Origin of the sequence: Mycolicibacterium neoaurum ATCC 25795 (assembly GCF_000691525.1) — a bacterium.
Classification (GTDB): domain Bacteria; phylum Actinomycetota; class Actinomycetes; order Mycobacteriales; family Mycobacteriaceae; genus Mycobacterium; species Mycobacterium neoaurum.
On the sequence record NZ_JMDW01000014.1, the window covers coordinates 1 to 15,707 of the forward strand.

General features: G+C 64.5%; 17 protein-coding genes. 4 read left to right on the plus strand and 13 right to left on the minus strand.

Translation table 11 applies throughout. The annotated features are described in order from the left end of the window. Positions 1 to 151: 151 nt before the first annotated feature. The 4 genes from IC40_RS0120375 to IC40_RS0120390 form a co-directional block, all read right to left on the minus strand. A complete protein-coding gene (locus tag IC40_RS0120375; protein ID WP_234882639.1) occupies positions 152 to 775 on the minus strand; it encodes a hypothetical protein in 624 nt (207 codons plus the stop codon). Next, positions 772 to 1,419, minus strand: coding sequence for an Rv1363c family protein (locus IC40_RS0120380; protein WP_042509732.1), 648 nt, complete (start codon positions 1,417 to 1,419; stop codon positions 772 to 774). Before IC40_RS0120380 ends, IC40_RS0120375 begins: the two co-directional genes overlap by 4 nt. Before the next feature lie 87 nt (positions 1,420 to 1,506). Then, a complete protein-coding gene (locus IC40_RS0120385; RefSeq protein ID WP_030136528.1) occupies positions 1,507 to 1,923 on the minus strand; it encodes an Rv2576c family protein in 417 nt (138 codons plus the stop codon). Next, positions 1,916 to 2,287: a hypothetical protein gene (locus tag IC40_RS0120390; protein ID WP_030136529.1), complete on the minus strand. Its 372-nt coding sequence runs from the start codon at positions 2,285 to 2,287 to the stop codon at positions 1,916 to 1,918. Before IC40_RS0120390 ends, IC40_RS0120385 begins: the two co-directional genes overlap by 8 nt. 147 nt (positions 2,288 to 2,434) lie before the next feature. On the opposite strand from IC40_RS0120390, the gene IC40_RS0120395 reads away from it, so the two are divergent. Further along, entirely contained in the window at positions 2,435 to 2,941 is a 507-nt protein-coding gene (locus IC40_RS0120395) for an Rv2253/PknI dimerization domain-containing protein (protein ID WP_030136530.1), read from the plus strand. A gap of 58 nt (positions 2,942 to 2,999) precedes the next feature. Here IC40_RS0120395 and IC40_RS0120400 read toward each other — a convergent pair whose 3' ends face one another. The 8 genes from IC40_RS0120400 to IC40_RS0120435 are packed head-to-tail and all read right to left on the minus strand — an operon-like array spanning position 3,000 to position 12,210. Then, positions 3,000 to 4,529, minus strand: a complete 1,530-nt coding sequence (locus IC40_RS0120400) for an MCE family protein (RefSeq protein ID WP_030136531.1) — start codon at positions 4,527 to 4,529, stop codon at positions 3,000 to 3,002. Beyond that, entirely contained in the window at positions 4,529 to 5,764 is a 1,236-nt protein-coding gene (locus IC40_RS0120405) for an MCE family protein (RefSeq protein WP_030136532.1), read from the minus strand. Before IC40_RS0120405 ends, IC40_RS0120400 begins: the two co-directional genes overlap by 1 nt. After that, positions 5,764 to 7,233: an MCE family protein gene (locus IC40_RS0120410; RefSeq protein ID WP_030136533.1), complete on the minus strand. Its 1,470-nt coding sequence runs from the start codon at positions 7,231 to 7,233 to the stop codon at positions 5,764 to 5,766. The genes IC40_RS0120405 and IC40_RS0120410 overlap by 1 nt, the downstream gene beginning before the upstream one ends. Further along, the gene (locus tag IC40_RS0120415) at positions 7,230 to 8,312 is read right to left on the minus strand and encodes an MCE family protein (protein ID WP_030136534.1); all 1,083 of its coding nucleotides are present in this window, start codon (positions 8,310 to 8,312) and stop codon (positions 7,230 to 7,232) included. Before IC40_RS0120415 ends, IC40_RS0120410 begins: the two co-directional genes overlap by 4 nt. Beyond that, the gene (locus IC40_RS0120420; protein ID WP_030136535.1) at positions 8,312 to 9,346 is read right to left on the minus strand and encodes an MCE family protein; all 1,035 of its coding nucleotides are present in this window, start codon (positions 9,344 to 9,346) and stop codon (positions 8,312 to 8,314) included. Before IC40_RS0120420 ends, IC40_RS0120415 begins: the two co-directional genes overlap by 1 nt. Then, positions 9,343 to 10,530: an MCE family protein gene (locus IC40_RS0120425; RefSeq protein WP_081843501.1), complete on the minus strand. Its 1,188-nt coding sequence runs from the start codon at positions 10,528 to 10,530 to the stop codon at positions 9,343 to 9,345. Before IC40_RS0120425 ends, IC40_RS0120420 begins: the two co-directional genes overlap by 4 nt. 15 nt (positions 10,531 to 10,545) lie before the next feature. Beyond that, the gene (locus IC40_RS0120430) at positions 10,546 to 11,394 is read right to left on the minus strand and encodes an MlaE family ABC transporter permease (RefSeq protein WP_030136537.1); all 849 of its coding nucleotides are present in this window, start codon (positions 11,392 to 11,394) and stop codon (positions 10,546 to 10,548) included. A 3-nt stretch (positions 11,395 to 11,397) separates the two neighbouring features. Next, positions 11,398 to 12,210, minus strand: coding sequence for an MlaE family ABC transporter permease (locus IC40_RS0120435; protein WP_030136538.1), 813 nt, complete (start codon positions 12,208 to 12,210; stop codon positions 11,398 to 11,400). Positions 12,211 to 12,414: 204 nt separating this feature from the next. On the opposite strand from IC40_RS0120435, the gene IC40_RS0120440 reads away from it, so the two are divergent. Both IC40_RS0120440 and IC40_RS0120445 read left to right on the plus strand, forming a co-directional pair. Further along, the gene (locus tag IC40_RS0120440; RefSeq protein ID WP_030136539.1) at positions 12,415 to 13,239 is read left to right on the plus strand and encodes an SDR family NAD(P)-dependent oxidoreductase; all 825 of its coding nucleotides are present in this window, start codon (positions 12,415 to 12,417) and stop codon (positions 13,237 to 13,239) included. A gap of 46 nt (positions 13,240 to 13,285) precedes the next feature. Then, positions 13,286 to 13,735, plus strand: a complete 450-nt coding sequence (locus IC40_RS0120445; RefSeq protein WP_030136540.1) for a hypothetical protein — start codon at positions 13,286 to 13,288, stop codon at positions 13,733 to 13,735. A 93-nt stretch (positions 13,736 to 13,828) separates the two neighbouring features. Here IC40_RS0120445 and IC40_RS0120450 read toward each other — a convergent pair whose 3' ends face one another. Further along, positions 13,829 to 15,109 carry an Ig-like domain-containing protein gene (locus IC40_RS0120450; RefSeq protein ID WP_030136541.1) on the minus strand — a complete coding sequence of 427 codons (1,281 nt, stop codon included), beginning with the start codon at positions 15,107 to 15,109 and terminating at the stop codon, positions 13,829 to 13,831. A 106-nt stretch (positions 15,110 to 15,215) separates the two neighbouring features. Here IC40_RS0120450 and IC40_RS0120455 point away from each other — a divergent pair, with 106 nt between their 5' ends. Continuing rightward, positions 15,216 to 15,566: a hypothetical protein gene (locus IC40_RS0120455; protein WP_030136542.1), complete on the plus strand. Its 351-nt coding sequence runs from the start codon at positions 15,216 to 15,218 to the stop codon at positions 15,564 to 15,566. Positions 15,567 to 15,707 lie beyond the last annotated feature (141 nt).

A 15,707-nucleotide genomic window follows, 5' to 3' on the forward strand; every position in this document is an offset into this window, starting at 1 on the left:
GAGGGCGCCACCGTCGGCATCACCGCCAACCAAGGCCTCTTCGGTCACGGCTCCGCGGTCATCATCGCCACCTAACCACCCCCGCGAACGTGCTTGCCCCAACCCGACGCAGCGCGTCAGGTTGGGGCAGCGTCGTGCGCGGCCGGCCCGTCTACACGGGATCGAGTGCCGAGATGCGCCATTCTCCATCGGTTTTGGTGATACTGACCACCACGCTGCTGGTTGCCAACGAGGGCTCTGGTCGCTCCTTGCTCGCCGTCTCCTGATTCAGGAAGAGCAGAACCTTGGCGTTATCGGGGTGCATCTCCATGACGGCCGCGTTGAGCACCTGAGCGCCCGCGGTGATTCCACGTTCCCGGACGGCCGGCGCCACAACCTCGGCGGTGAACTTGGTGTAGTAGGTCCGGAAATCACCCGTCGTCAGGGTATCGGCTCGTTCCATATCGCGGTCAAGGGTCTCCGGCGAATAGGACAACAGCGCCAGCGTCGACGATGAGGCGGCATCCACGGCCGCCTGCTCGGCGGCCGCATCGGTCAGCTGGCTCGGACGAAAACTGGTGAGGTACAGCGCCCCGGCGAACGCCGCGGCGGCGAGCAGCATCACCGTCAGCGTCAGGCCCTTCCAGCGCGCAGTCGCGAAGCCACGGGTCCGTGCGAAGATCCCGCTTCTGCCGGACGTCGATGCGGTCGCTTCCTGTTCGGCTGCCGTCTCGTCGACCGCTTGCTGGTCGATGTCTGTCGTCTCCACCGACTCGGTGTTCTCCTGAACGCTCATGGCACGAACTCCACTTTCGACATCTTGATCCGGTCGCCGTCACGCTGGAGATCGACGGTCAGCCGCCAGTTGCGCGGCGACTCCTCGGCGCCTGCGGCGTTGGTGACGGTCGAGGATGCCGATACCAGCACTACCGCCGAGTCGGCGGTCATCGACTCGACGGCTGCGGCGTTCACGGTCGCCTTGGTGATCACCTTGGCGTCCTGAGACACCTTGATGAAATCCTCTGATGCGCCTTGGAATTCCTGGCGGAACGGGTCGACCGCGTTGTCGAGGATCTGCTCGACGCTGGCCTTCGGGTTGTTGAAGTCGATCGACATCAGGGTGACCACGACCTGGCGGGCGGCCGTGGTGAACTCGGCACGGTGCCTCTCCTGGGCCGCAACCTCCCGGCCGTGTTGCACCATGAATCCGCCGGCGGCCAGCAGCGCGACCGTACTCAGCGCCGCCAGCGCGGACGCCACCCTTGTCCAGCGCGGTCTGCGCCGTCGCGGCCTGCGCGGAGGTCCGTCAGCGGCGCTGTCGGCCCGCAGTCGGTCCGCGCGGGCCCGTGCTTCGAGGGCAAGCTGCTCGGCGGCTTCGGCTTCGGCTTCAGCCTCGACGGACAGCGCATCGCGCTCCTCAGCGGTGAGATCCACGGACATATCGGCACCCTAAGTCGGGGGCCGGACGCTTCCGGAGCGTCCTCCCACCCAGTGGGCCACGTCACATGAACTGCGTGCTCAGGACACTCAGAAGTGTCGCATCGCGCAGAGCGCGCCCTTGGGACCGCTCGAGGTGGCCACGACCACGCCGTCGACCGCCAGCTGGCAACGAAACATCGGTTCCACCTGTGCCCGACCGCTGGTGGCCGAGACCATTGCCCACCTAGCGGGATCCAGCAACGTCGCGTGCAGCACCCACGGCCGGTCCGGACCGATCTCGACGTCCACCTTCGGGCTGAACACATAGGGATTGTGGCTGTAGTCTGCCCAGCTCGGCGGATCGCTCTGACGGAAGTACACGGCTGCACTGACCGGGGTTTCGGTGGTCACGGTGTAAGTGACCTGATGCGGGACAGGCGGCTCGGCCCGCGCCGGCCCGGCCACCCCCATGCCGGCGGCGCCCAGGCAGATCGCCGAGGACAACAACCGCCTTGCCCTAGACATCTCCGCGCCCCCACAGTGGCGCGCCGTTCTTGGACTGGCAGGCAAGGAACAGTCCGTCCGGGGCCTGGGCCACCCAATTCTCGTAGCCGGCGCAACTGACGCCGAATTCCTTGATACCGGCCATTGACGGCGATCGAAAGTATCTGGGTTCGTACCGACGCGGTGAACCGCAGAACACCAGCCGACCCCACGATGTGGTGCCGAAGACGAAGTGCGCGGTGTCCCGGCATGGCGCACCCAGGACCACCCCGGCGGTGATACCTGGTGTGCAATCCGGACCGTCGCAGCCAACGGGTTCTGCCGCCGCGGGCACGCTGGTGAACAGGGCGGCGGCCAGTGCGCCCGTCACCGCAAGCGCCGTCATCTTCACGGTGCGCACTCTGTCAGCCCCGGTGCCGCACGGCATGTCGGTGGTCCGCTCAGTGGACATGTTGCCGGCGGACGCCGGGTGCCGGGTATTTACTTCTCACGCTGCCGATTCCGGCCAGCAGGCCCGTCCGAGGAGCAGGCAATGCTGCGTGTACCCGCAATCATGACCATCGGCGTCTCCGCACTCGCCTGTCTGTCGACACCCGCCGTGCACGCCGACAACCCCGACTGGGGTATCAACGGAACCTTCACCGCCACCTCCAACGGGGAGTGGGCGCGCAAGAACGACGCCTTCTTCGATCAAGCCAGTCTGCGCAGCACCTGGACCGTCAGTACCCAGTGCAGCTACCCCGGCGAGTGCACCGGCACCGTGCAGAGCGACTTCGGTTGGACGGCCCCGATCTATCAACGCAGCGGCGTCTGGTACGTCAAGCACACCGTGGAGAACTGGATCCCGTGCCCGGACGGCAGCACCGCACCGGGCCTGCAGACATTCCGGTTCAAGCCGATGACGCCGGAGGGCGCCAACTTCGACATGTCGTCAAATGTCCTTGTCGGAGAGGATGTCACCACCGGTCCCAGCGGTGCGTGCGGTGTGAGCAAGCCGGTGTACATCAACATGCCGTTCAAACTCGCGAAGGTGAGCTGACCGCCCACCCCACATTCCCCGGGTGCGCCCGGCGATCACCGAGCGCACCGGGTGTCCGTTACTTCGGCATCAGGTCTTCCCAGCTCCGCGCGGGCGGAGCCACCAGATCGGTCTGCGTGTAGACATTCCCATCCGGCGCCGCATACTGACCGGTGTCCGGGTTGTACGTCGCAAACGCCACCGACGGTCCCTGCAGCGAGCTCTCGTGAGCGCTCGGAGCCACCGGCAGCGCACCTGCCGCCGGCGGTGCAGGCGTGGCCGGTGGCACGTCAGCAGGAGGCATCGGGGTCCCCTGCACCGGTCCGAAGATCTGATCCCCGAAGGTGACCCGGTCGTCGACAGGGACCCCCTGGGCGATCAGGTTCGGATCGATGGGATACGGGCCGGTGACATGTTGCCGCATGGCGAGCGGCTCATATGGCCGGTCGCTCTCACAGATCTCCACCGTGGGTGCGCGCTTGCCGGGCTGGCCCTGACACGGAAAGTTTCGTGCCCCACGCACACCGATCGGCGAATCCTGCGGAAGTTTGCAGTACAACCCGTCGGGGGTGTCGATATCGGTCTCGTCGGCGGGAGACCGCCATGATGACGGCGGCAGGAAGCCGACCGAACACGCGGGCGGATCACCGAGGGTCAGGCTGAACTCCGAAAGTGCCATCCCGGTCGGGTTGTTCAGCGAAGATCCGTAGGACTGGGTGGCCGCCAGGTACGGCGGCAGAAGCACCAGGAGCTGCTCCAGCGAGGCGTTGTAGGTGACCCCGATCTGTCCGACCGTCGTCAGGTTGGCCAACAGCACCGGCAGCGTCGGCTTGACCTGGTTCAGCAGCCTGGAGGCCTCATCGGCGGCACCGGCACCGGTGCGCAGGATGGTGCGCACCTCCTGATCGCGGTTCGCCACGGTGTTGGTGATCCCGGCCAAGCCGGCAGCCCAGGTCCGTATCGCATTCGCCTTCTCGGCCTGCCCGTCCAACAGCGGACGGCTGTCCTCGATCAGGTCACGGGTATCACCGGCCGACGCGTTGAAATCGGCAGCCAGCCTGCCCGAAGCATCGAACAGTGCACCCAGGTCGTTGCCGGTTCCGTTGAGGGCCTTGAAAGATTCGTCGAGCAAGCCGGAGAGTTTTCCGGTCGGGATGCTCCCGACCAACGCACTCATCTGGTCGAGCATCGGCCCGACCGGTTGCGGAAGCGACGTGTTGTCCGAGGTGATGACCGACCCGTCCTCAAGATACGGACCGCCGTCGGAACGTGGGACAAGGTCGACATACTGCTCACCGACCGCCGACACACTGCGCACATTGGCTTGCAGATCGGCGGGAATCCGCGGTGATCGCTGCAACGACATCGTCACGTCGGCGCCGCTTCGTGTGGGTCTTATGGCAGTCACCTTGCCGACTTCGACGCCCCGATATGTGACGTTCGAGAACTGGTAGAGCCCACCGGTTGCCGGGACCTGCAAGGTGACGCCGATGCGGCCCAATCCCAGTAGCACGGGTGCCTGCAGGTACACGAACACCATGGCGCCCACTCCGATCACCGAAGCGATGGTGAAGATGATCAGCTGATTGCGCACAAAACGGGTCAACATCAGTTACCGCCCTCGGTAGCCGGGTTGTCCGAAGACGGTGCCGCGGGTGCACCGCCTGGTGCCGCGGGTGCACCGCCTGGTGCCGCCGCATCGGCCATCGGCGGGAAGGGTGCGACCTCGGCCGGGATGGGTGTCACCGGAGCCGACAACGGGTCCCGGGTGTAGGTGTTGTACCACGGGTCACCCGGGGCGGGAACCATGGTGGCATTGGGCTCACCCCATCTGGTGCCCAGGAGAATGCCGCTCTTCAGGCGGGGAATGGTGAAGTCGAACACGATGAACTGGTTCATATAGTCACCGCGGATACCGCGGTCGATGAATTCCTGCGTGTAGGGAAAGGTCGGCAAGAACGACAGGGCTGTCGTCAGGTCGGGTCCGATGTCGGCCAGCGCCCTGATCGTGGGTTCGAGATTTTGTAGGTTGCGAACTATGTCACCCTGTGAGTCATTGATGAGTTGCGTTGCGGTGTCGCTGAATCGGCCCAGTTTCGTCAACGCCGTGGTGATGCGTGGGCGTTGTTGATTCAAGACGTCGAGCGCGGGCGGGATACGTTCCAACGCACGGCTGAGCACATCGCGTTGGCCGGCGAACGTTCCGGCGAGCCGGTTCAATGCGGAGATCGATTCGATGACGTTGTCCCGTTGGGAATCCAACAGACCGATCACCTTGTTCATCCGGCCGAGCAGGTCGCGAATCTGGCCCTGGCGACCGTCGAGTGCGGCGTTGAAGTTGTGCACGATATCGCCGATATGCGTCAGCCCTCCGCCGTTGACCACGACCGACAGCGATGACAACGTCTGCTCGGTCGACGGGTAGGTCGAGGTCTTGGACAACGGGATCAAGGCGCCGGGCGCGAGGCGACCGCTCGGGTTCTCCCCGACCGGAGGGTCGAGTGCGAGATGCATGGACCCGAGCAGGCTGGTCTGCCCGACGGTGGCCACCGCGTTCTCGGGCACCACGACGTCCGGCTCGACGGTGACCTCGACGTTCGCAGTCCAGTCGTCGACGGTCATCTTACGCACCGCGCCGACCACGACGTCGCCGATCATGACCGGTGAGTTCGACTCCAGGGTACCGACATTGGCGATCTGCACCCGGTATGTCGTCGCCCGCTTACCGGTTCCGACGGTGCCCGGCAGCGGCAACGAGTTGATGCCGTCGAACGAGCATCCGGACGTCACCAGAACCGCACAGCTGGCCGCAGCGGCCCACCGGCGTGCCGACTTCGGCTTCATCACGGGGTACCTTCCTGTGCCGGCACCGCCGGGGCAGCTTCGGCCGGTAGTAGCAGCTCGGTCAACGTCGACGCCGACGGCGCGACAGGTGGTGGTTGCAACGGCAGCCCGGGCGGCACGGGTGCGCCGGGGTAGAGGGCCGGTGTGCGTGCTGCGGGCAGTCCGAGCGGTGCGTAGGCCCCCGGGGGCTGCGGCGGGTCCGTCCATCCCGGAGGCGGTGGGACATCCCCTATCCCGGTGTAGGCCGATACCGCCGGTGGGACATCAGCCGGTGCGGGTCCGGTACCACCGCCGCCGGGCGCCAGGCCCGGTTCGGAGTAGATGACGTTCTTCGGTGCCGGTCCAAGGTAGGCATTGAACGGGATCGGAAGGTAGTTGAAATTCAGCAGTCGCAGTGCGGGGCCCAGATACTGTGCGCAGGCACGGCCGGATTCCTCTGCGGTGACGTTCTCCACCGCCGAGATCGCCGAACAGATGGTCGCGACCGGGTTGGCGAAATTGTTCATGGCGAACGAACCACGCGGGCCGCCGGTATCGGGGTTGTAGATGTTGTAGCCGTTGACCAAGGCATTGGGTGCGGCGTGCAGAACGTTCTTGACCGCCATGCTGTTGTCCGAGAGCACCTGGGTGACATTGGCCAGTCGCTCGATCTGCTCAGCGGTCTGGTTCCGGGATCCGGCGACGAAGCTCTGGACCTTCCCCACCGCTACCGACAACTCGCTGATCGCCGAGTCGAGGTCGGCACGGCTGCCGTCGACGACACCGGTGACATCGGCCAACCGGTCCTGGAACTGCACGATCTGAGTGTTGCTGTCCCGCAACGCACGCACGAAGACCTGCAGATTCTTGATGACGCCGACAATGTCGCCGCTCCCCTGGCCCAGGACACGACCGACGTCGGAAAGCTGGGTGATCGTCTCACGCAGTCGATCTCCGTTACCTGCCATGGCATCGGCGGTGCTGTCGATGAAACGGCCGAGCGAAGTTTCCGATACCCCGCTGCCCGGTCCGAGCTCGGTGGCCAATCGGGTCAACTGATCCTTGATCTCATCCCATTCGACCGGGACCGCGGTGCGGTCCTCACCGATCTCCGCGCCATCGGCCATGGTGGCACCACTGGCCTCCGGGGTGGCACCGAATGCCGGCGTCAGCTGCACGTACCGCGCCGACACCAGATTCGGTGCCACGATGATCGCCTTGGCATCGGCAGGAACCGGCACGTCGCGATCCACCTGCAACACAATTCGGGTTCGGGTACCCATCGGCTCGATCGCTTCGATGGAGCCCACCCGTACCCCGACGACTCGCACCTCATCGCCGGGATAGATGGCCGTTGCCGACGCGAAATAGGCGACGATCGTCATGGGCTTCAAGAAGCTCTGGTATACCGCGAATCCGACGCCTGCGATCATCGCGATGGCCACGGCGACTACACCGATCCGCTTCGTTGTCGGCGTGCGCATCCTCATCGAGATCCTCCCGGAATACCGTTGTACGGGAACGGGAATTCGGCACGCGGTCCGGCGTTGTCAGGCGGCTGTCCGGCGTTGACACCGCGACGGAATCCGAGCGCGTAGTCCAGGAAGGGTTGGATCGCCGGCCCGGGAAGCAGGTTGGCGGCGTAACCGTAGTAGTAGAACCCGCTGTTGACCGCCTCGCCCTGGGTGATCTGGTACTTGGCCAGACCGGTCAGCGACTTGGCAAAATTGTCGCGGTTGCGCTCCAGCACCTCGGCGACGCGATTCAGCTGCTCGAGGGTGGGAGCCAGCTCGGCCTCGTTCTCGTCCACCAGTTGCGAGAGCTGATCAGCCACGGCCGTGGTGTTCGCGAGCAGGTTGACGATCGCATAGCGACGGTCTTGCAGCACACCGAGTAGCTCATTGGCATTGAGAATCAGTGCGTTGACCTGCTGACTGCGCTCGGAGAGGATCCCGGTGACATCGGCCGCGCTGCTGAGCAGATTGCTCAATGACTCGTTGCGGTTGTTCAGCGATCGGGACAATCGGCTCACCCCGTCGAAGGTCGGCGCCAACTGTGGTGCCAGCCGGTCGACGGTGTCGGCGAGCACATCGAGTGACTGATTGATGGCCGCGGTATCGGTTTCTGCTGTGTTGGAGGTGAACTCGTTGAGCGCATCGGTCAGCGAGTACGGCGAGGCCGTCCGGGTCAGCGGGATCACCTCGGCCGCACGCATCCGGTCGCTGCCGCGTGGCTCGAGGACCAGTTGGCGTTCGCCGAGCAGAGTGCCGATCCCGATGTGGGCGATGGTGTCCTTTCCGAGGCGCACCTTGCTGTTCACCGCGAAGGTCACCAACGCCGTGCCCTTGTCCAGTTCGACATCGGATACCGAGCCGACGGTGACGCCGGAGACCTTGACATTGTTGCCGGCGCTCAGCCCGCCGGCCTCGGCGAAGACGGCCTGGTAGCGCACCGACGTGGCCATCGCCACGAGCTGCTGGGGCTGCAGACCGACAGCGATGATCAGGATCATCAACACCAGACCGATGAACCCGGCACGTACCAGGGATGATTGGCGATACTTGAGCATCAGGGTTCACCGCACCTTCCGGTGTTCTGGATCACCCACGGGAAGTGGGCGGTCCGGCCTTGCAGATCGGACACCCGGATGGTGACACCACAGATGTAGAGGTTGAGCCAGCTGCCGTATGAACCGAGACGGACCAGCTTGCGGTAGTTCTGCGGAGTCTTCTGCATCAGCAGATCGAGTCTGGCCAGATCGGTGTCGTTGGCCAGCAGCGGTGCCATCCGGGTCAGTTCGTCCACTGTGCCCGAGAGCGCCGGACGCGCCTGCGTCAACAGGCCCGCCAACGAGGCGGTGCCGTTGTCGAGTGCAGTGATCGACTCCCCGATCGGATCTCGTTCTGCGGCAAGGCCGGTGACCAGACGCTCCAACTTGTCGACAGCTCCGGAGAATTTTCCCCCGTCCTCGGCGAGCACCGCCATCGTGTCGTTGAGGTTGTCGATCAGGCTTTCCACCGTCTGACCGTTGTCGGCCAGCGCACTGGTGAACGATGAGGTGCGGGCGAACAACGACTCCAGATCACCGCCGCCCTGGCCCTGCAGGATCTCGATCAATGAGGTGGTCAGCGAGTTGACGTCGGTGGGGTTCAACCCCTGGATGACGGGCTTGAGTCCGCCGAGGAGCAGGTCGAGATTGAGCGCAGGTTCGGTCTGCTCGACGCCGAAACGCGCACCCGGAGGACGTATTCGGGTCGACCCCGGTTGATCGATCAGTTCCAGATAACGATCACCCACCAGGTTCAGGTAACGCACCGCCACCGTGGTGTTCTCACTCATCCGGATGTTGTCGTCGGCGTCGAAGCCCACGAGCACGGTGTTGTCGGGCTGTAGTTCGACGCTGCGGACGGTGCCCACCCGGATGCCCGAGACCCGCACCGAGTCACCCGATTTCAGACTCGAGGAATCCGTGAACACCGCCGAGTAACCCGCCGTGGACCCGGACCTATACTGGCTGAAAATCGCGAACAATCCGGCGGTCAGCACCACCATGGTCAGGCCGAATGCGCCGAACTTCATGGCTGTCTTGGCAAAAGTGCTCATCCCGGCTGCCCGATCTGAGGGGTGTTTCGCGGCGGCCCGTCGAGCGGACCGAACAACGCTTGCTTGAGGCCCTCGGAGTTCAACAGAATTCCCTCATTACCGTACTGGGCGGGATTGGCGTTCACGTCGGTCACGACGAACGGCGGATGCTTCTGGAATGGCACCTTCGGCAGATCCGAGCACTGCGGCCCACCGGTCGCGGCCACCTTCGGCAGATTCGACGGGTACCGGTATCGCTCCTGACCCAACACGATGGTCTGCAGCAACAGACCACCCGGCACCGGCGTCCCCGGCGCCTTCGCCAGCTCCACCGCACCACCCAGACCGCACTTCAGCGCGGCGTTGTATTCATTGGTCAGATCGGTGGTGGGTACCAACAGTCGCATGGTGTCGGTGATCGCCTGCCGGTTGGACCCGACCACATCGGAGCCGGTCTCGGCAAGACCGATGACACTGATCAAAAGGCTGTCCAGATTGTGCTGCTCGTCGACCAAGGTGTCACTCATCCGAGTCGCCGCGTCGACTGTGGAGACCAGATCGGGGGCGGCGTCCGCATACGCGTTGAGCATTTCGGGTGCAACGCCGATCTCGTGTTCCATTGCGGGCAGGCTCGGATCGACGGTGACAAGGAATTCATCGAAGTCCGACAGCATCCGGCCGATCTGGTCCCCGCGGCCGTCCAGCGCGGTGGCCAACGCGCCGAGGGTTTCGTTGAGTTTGGTCGGCTCGATCCTGCGCAGAACCGTGGAGAGCTGCTCGAAGACGGTGTTGATCTCGACGGTGACGTGGTCGGCGGCAAGGACCTGCCCGGCGGCGAGTGACTGCGGCGACGGGTCGGCCGGTGGGATCAGTTCGACGAACTTCGAGCCGAAGACAGTCGATGACGCGATATCTGCGCGCACGTTGGAAGGGATGAGTTCCATGTACGACGGGTCCATCGCCAGGTGCAGCGCAGCACGACCGTCGGGCAGGGACTCCACGGACCGCACCGAGCCGACAGGGGCGCCGTGGAGTTTCACTTTGGCGTCGGCATTCATGACCAGTCCGGCACGGTCCGCGAGCACGGTGACAGGCACGGTGTCGGTGAAGCTGCCACGAAACAACCCAATCGACAGGGCCACGATTGCCACCGCCACACCGACCGTTGCCACACCGACCAACGGTCGTGTGACGTTTTCGTTCATCGCCATCTGCGCTCCCTATCCCGACAGGTTGAAATTGCCGTTGGAGCCGTAGATCGACAGTGAGACAAGCAGGGTCACCGAGATCACGACTATGAGCGAGGTCCGCACAGCATTGCCCACCGCGACCCCGACACCCGACGGCCCTCCGGTGGCGAAGTATCCGAAATAGGTGTGCACCAGCAGCACGGCAATCGCCATCAGAATTGCCTGCAGGAATGACCACAACAAATCCACCGGGTTCAGGAATGTCGAGAAGTAGTGGTTGTACAGGCCTGCCGACTGTCCGAACAGGCCGACCGTGGTCAACTTGCTTGCGGCGAAAGACAGAATGACAGCAATCGAGTACAGCGGGGTGATCGCGATCATGCCTGCGACGATGCGGGTACTCACGAGGTACTCGACCGGCCGGATGGCCATCGCGTCCAGGGCATCGATCTCCTCGTTGATGCGCATGGCACCGAGTTGGGCCGTGACGCCGGCGCCGAAGGTCGCAGCCAGACCGATACCCGCCACCACGGGCGCCGAGATGCGCACGTTGATGAACGCCGCCAGAAAGCCGGTGAGCGCCTCGATGCCGATATCGCCCAGCGAACTGTATCCCTGCACGGCCAACGTGCCCCCGGCAGCGAGGGTCAGGAAGCCGACGATGACAACGGTGCCGCCGATCATCGCCAATGCGCCTGCACCCATGCTGATCTCGGCGATCAACCGGATGATTTCGCGACGATAGTGCACGAATGCGTGCGGCACGCCCGCGAGTGCACGGCCGTAGAACAGTGTGTGGTCACCAACGCGACCGAGGGACGCAACGGGACGATTGAGTTCACGGGTCAGACGGGGGCGCAATGAACGTGAGACGGTCATCGGCTAATCCGCCGTCATCTGAATGCCGATGGCGGTCACCACGACGTTGACCACGAACAAAGCCATGAACGCGTAGACGACGGTTTCATTGACGGCGTTGCCGACCGCCTTCGCGCCGCCACCGCTGATCATCAGACCCCGGTAACAGGCGACCAGTCCGGCGATCAGACCGAACAGGCCGGCCTTGACGCACGAGATGATGACCTCGGGTACACCGGTGAGCAGGGTGATACCGGCGGCGAACGCGCCGGGGTTGACGCCTTGGATGAAGATGGAGAACACGTAGCCGCCGATGATTCCGATGATGACCACCAGGCTGTTGAGCAGCAGCGCGACCAGTCCAGAGGCGAGCATGCGGGGCGTCACCAACCGCTGGACCGGGTTGATGCCCAACACCTCCATGGCATCGATCTCCTCGCGGACAGTACGTGACCCAAGATCCGCACACATCGCGGTGGCACCGGCACCCGCCACGATCAGCACCGTGACCATCGGGCCGACCTGGGTGACAGCACCGAATGCCGCGCCTGCACCGGAAAGATCAGCCGCACCCAGCTCACGCAAGAGGATGTTGAGCGTGAAGCTGACCAACACGGTGAAAGGCACTGCCACCACAATGGTCGGCATCAGTGACACCCTGGCGACGAACCACGACTGCTCCAGGAACTCCCGACCCTGAAACGGCCGTTGGAAAAGGAATTTGACCGCATCCGCGGACATCGCCAGCAGGCCGCCGATGGCGCGCATCGGACCGGGCCCGCCCGTCCTGAAGAGTGCGATCCCGGCGGACCAACGGTCCTGGGGGTTGCTCACCATGTACCGAAGAACCTCCACGACTGCTGCTGCCGAACCTCACGACCGGCCTGTCGGCGCGTGACCCATGAACGGTGACAGTCGGGCATGACCTTCGACACACCACCTCCCATCCACCGGGAACCATCACGCGACCGCCGCCGCCGGCGCGAGAACGTAGCGTGTCCTCGGTAGGTGTGAGCGTCTTTTGATGGCAGGAGTCGAGCTGTGTCTGTTTCCCTTGAGCCCAGCGAATCTGCGCGTTACGTCGGACGTCGCGTATTGATCACCGGTGGCGGTTCGGGTATCGGACAAGCCTGCGTCCTGCGGATTCTCGCCGAGGGCGGCACCGTTGTCGCGGCGGACATCAGCCCGGAGGGGCTGTCCGACACCGTCACCAAGGCCGGTGATGTGGGCGGCCGGTTGTCCACGGTGACGATGGATATCGGTAGCGAACCCTCGGTACAAGCCGGTGTCGGCGAGGCGCTGTCGATCCTGGGCGGCCTGGACACTCTGGTGAACGCGGCAGGCATTCTGCGCTCGGCCCATCTGGCGCAGACCACACTCGCCGATTTCGAGCTGGTACTGAGGGTCAACTTGGTCGGTACGTTCCTGGTCACCCGCGAGGCGATCGGTGCGCTCGGCACAGGTAACGGCCCGGCCGTGGTGAACTTCAGTTCGACCTCGGCGCACTTCGCGCACCCGTACATGGCCGCGTATGCCGCGTCCAAAGGGGGTGTGCTGTCGATGACACACGCGTGGGCCATGGAATTCGCCAAGGCCGGTATCCGGTTCAATTGTGTGCAGCCTGGCTCGATCTCGTCCGGCATGACCGACGGTTCCGGGTCGGCGCGCCAGAGCATCGGTCCCGGCTTACCCACGGATGCCGATTTCGCCTTGTTCGCCAAGGTTGCCCCGATGCTGCCGCTGGCAGATGGCGCGATCTTCGCCAAGCCCGACTCGGTGGCCGGTGTGGTGGCGATGTTGGGGTGCGACGACGCCTACTTCATCACCGGCACCGAGATCCGGGTTGATGGCGGATCCCATATGTGATGTGGCCACGGGCCCGTCGACCAGGACTTACGGGAAGGGATCAGCCATGAAGCTGGCACCACTTGCATACGCATTCTCCGCTCTGGCTCTGGGCACCGTGACGGGTTCACCGGCCGCCCACGCGGATCCGTTCTTCGCCAATTATCAACTGGTGATACCGGATCGGTACGACTTCCACACCTGGGCATGGTCGGTGATGCACTGTATCCCGGCCGCCGACGACTGCCGCAGTATCGGCGCGATGCCGATGCCGACGGCGAAGGCCTTCGAATACTCCGGTCAGGCTCACCTTGTGGACGGGCGCTACACGCTGACCGTTGATGTTCCGGATGGTCTTCGATGTGGAAACGTCTACTACGGTCCCGTTGTCGCGACCCGCGATGTCTACAGCTGGGATGCAGCGAGCTTGCGGGGCACTCTCACATCATCATTCGCGGCCGGCTGCGATGGCAGGCCGGGCACTCTGACCTACCCCTTTTCGTTGGTGCGGCTGTAGGTCTTTCGGCGGAACCACGCCGACTCGACGTCTTCGAACAGGTCATGCCGGTGCAGACCCTTGGATCTGCACCGACATGGACCTAGGCTCGCATCACACCGCGACGGTGCCGACCACACTGAGATTGATGGTGCGGACGGGATCACCATTGTGCGGCTTGAAGAGGTTGAGCAAGTTGAACCTGCCGTCGGTGACGACCACCTCGAACGAGTCGTCTCCTCCCGCCGCGGCGAAGGCAGGGTCGGGCGTGTAGGTGAATTGGCCCGTGATCTCGTCGATGACGACGGTGCCGTGGGCAGCCTGCGTGACGAGTTTGTAGCGCAATTCGGGCCGAACCACCTCACCGGTCAGTACGCCGGTGGCGGCACCCGTTGCGTCGAGGGTGCTTTCACTGATCACAGTGCCACGCACACCCTTGAGATCGCCGGTACCGAGATGCGGTTGAAGTTGAGCTACCGATCGTTCCTGCGTCGCCGACAACAACACACCGTCGAAGAGCAACGTGACGTGGCCGGTTCCGAGTCCGTCGATGGTGACCTCACCGATCTCCTTTCCGGTGTAGGTGACCGCACCGTTTGACCCGATGTAGACGCAGGTGATGTCCACCGCGTCCGGGGCATGCCAGTTGCTGCCCGGTTCGGAGCCCAGGTATGCGTCGTTCATGAACGGCAGTCCGGCGACGCCGTCCACGACCGCACAACCGCAGTCGGGTTCGGGGGTTCGTGGCTGCGCAGGGTAGGCGAAGACATTGGCTCCGATCTTGACCGTCTTGCCCATCTCGTCGGGGTCGATCGCGTCGATGGTGCCGGTGATGACGCCATTGGCCTGCTGTGATCCGATGTTCACCGCGGTGATTTCGGGGGCCTGGTTGAAGAATGTCCTTCGCACGAAGGCCAGCAATGCCCACGCCAACGGATTCTGTCCGGCCGGCGCCGATGACATCAGTTCCTGCAACGGGCCGAAGAGCGCGTCGAAGAACCGGTGCACCACATCGGTGATGGCCGCGACCGGGTTCGGCGCCGTGACGGCGGCCGTAGCAGCCGGAGCCGTCGTGGACACGGTTGCCGGTGCGAAGGTCGCCGGGCCGCTCACCGAGCCGGTCGAATCGGCACGGGCGGTGATGTGGGCCGACAGCCGGTCGGCCGACACCGTCCGTGCCGGCTGCACCAGAACGGCGTCCGATGGCTTCTGCTCCACAGCGGAATTCGAGGCATCGTCATGGTCTCGGCCGGAATCGGTTGGGTTCTGCGCGCCTGCGGCGGTCTCCGTGCCGGCCGGAGCGGCGGGTTGCTGGGGGCTCTCCGATTCCTGCGGCGTCTCTGCCTCGACTGCCTCCGACGGCGTCTCCGAGACATCCGGGGTGCCGAGCTCCACCGGCGAGGTGTCCCCTTCCGTAACGCCCGCTGTCGCCGAATCCTCCTCGGCGAGCTCGGGGTTCGACCATTCGTGCGACGGTTCCAGGGCCGCGCCTTCACGCTGTGTGGCCGAATCTGAGCTGTCTTGGCTGCTGTCCTCGGTGGTCGAGCGAGAACCGGTGGAGGCTGCCCCCTTCGAGTTCTGTGTGCCCGAATTCGATTCGTTCGACATTGACGAAGACGAAGACGATGACGACGAAGACGAAGACCCCGAAGAGGACGAGCTGGTCGACGTACCGGACGACGCTGACGAGGAATCATCGGCTGTGGCGACTCCGTGGCCGGTGGCGACGGCGGTGATGAGCCAGGCCGAAAGCGCCACACCGCCGAAGGCCACGTGCCGTGCCGCGGCGCCGGTCAGCCGTTGGGTGGTGCCGCCCGCCGCGGCACGAGCCGCGTTTCTGGTCTGCATGTGAGAGTCGCCCTCCTGGTACGTAGCTGTGACGTCTCACACAATCAACTGTGAAAGCGCAGGTTGGGCGGCTTGATCCCACTCATCGGGCGCTGCGGTGGCGTTCTAAAGTCCAGCTGGTCTGACCACTTGACCTCTTACCAAG

Excerpts from the sequence above, each read along its gene's own strand:
- IC40_RS0120385 (WP_030136528.1), bottom strand. The coding sequence starts at position 1,923 with ATGTCTAGGGCAAGGCGGTTGTTGTCCTCGGCGATCTGCCTGGGCGCC.
- IC40_RS0120425 (WP_081843501.1), bottom strand. The coding sequence starts at position 10,530 with ATGAACGAAAACGTCACACGACCGTTGGTCGGTGTGGCAACGGTCGGT.
- IC40_RS0120380 (WP_042509732.1), bottom strand. The coding sequence starts at position 1,419 with ATGTCCGTGGATCTCACCGCTGAGGAGCGCGATGCGCTGTCCGTCGAG.
- IC40_RS0120375 (WP_234882639.1), bottom strand. The coding sequence starts at position 775 with ATGAGCGTTCAGGAGAACACCGAGTCGGTGGAGACGACAGACATCGAC.
- IC40_RS0120400 (WP_030136531.1), bottom strand. The coding sequence starts at position 4,529 with ATGTTGACCCGTTTTGTGCGCAATCAGCTGATCATCTTCACCATCGCT.
- IC40_RS0120410 (WP_030136533.1), bottom strand. The coding sequence starts at position 7,233 with ATGAGGATGCGCACGCCGACAACGAAGCGGATCGGTGTAGTCGCCGTG.
- IC40_RS0120435 (WP_030136538.1), bottom strand. The coding sequence starts at position 12,210 with ATGGTGAGCAACCCCCAGGACCGTTGGTCCGCCGGGATCGCACTCTTC.
- IC40_RS0120430 (WP_030136537.1), bottom strand. The coding sequence starts at position 11,394 with ATGACCGTCTCACGTTCATTGCGCCCCCGTCTGACCCGTGAACTCAAT.
- IC40_RS0120390 (WP_030136529.1), bottom strand. The coding sequence starts at position 2,287 with ATGACGGCGCTTGCGGTGACGGGCGCACTGGCCGCCGCCCTGTTCACC.
- IC40_RS0120445 (WP_030136540.1), top strand. The coding sequence starts at position 13,286 with ATGAAGCTGGCACCACTTGCATACGCATTCTCCGCTCTGGCTCTGGGC.
- IC40_RS0120405 (WP_030136532.1), bottom strand. The coding sequence starts at position 5,764 with ATGAAGCCGAAGTCGGCACGCCGGTGGGCCGCTGCGGCCAGCTGTGCG.
- IC40_RS0120420 (WP_030136535.1), bottom strand. The coding sequence starts at position 9,346 with ATGAGCACTTTTGCCAAGACAGCCATGAAGTTCGGCGCATTCGGCCTG.
- IC40_RS0120415 (WP_030136534.1), bottom strand. The coding sequence starts at position 8,312 with ATGCTCAAGTATCGCCAATCATCCCTGGTACGTGCCGGGTTCATCGGT.
- IC40_RS0120395 (WP_030136530.1), top strand. The coding sequence starts at position 2,435 with ATGCTGCGTGTACCCGCAATCATGACCATCGGCGTCTCCGCACTCGCC.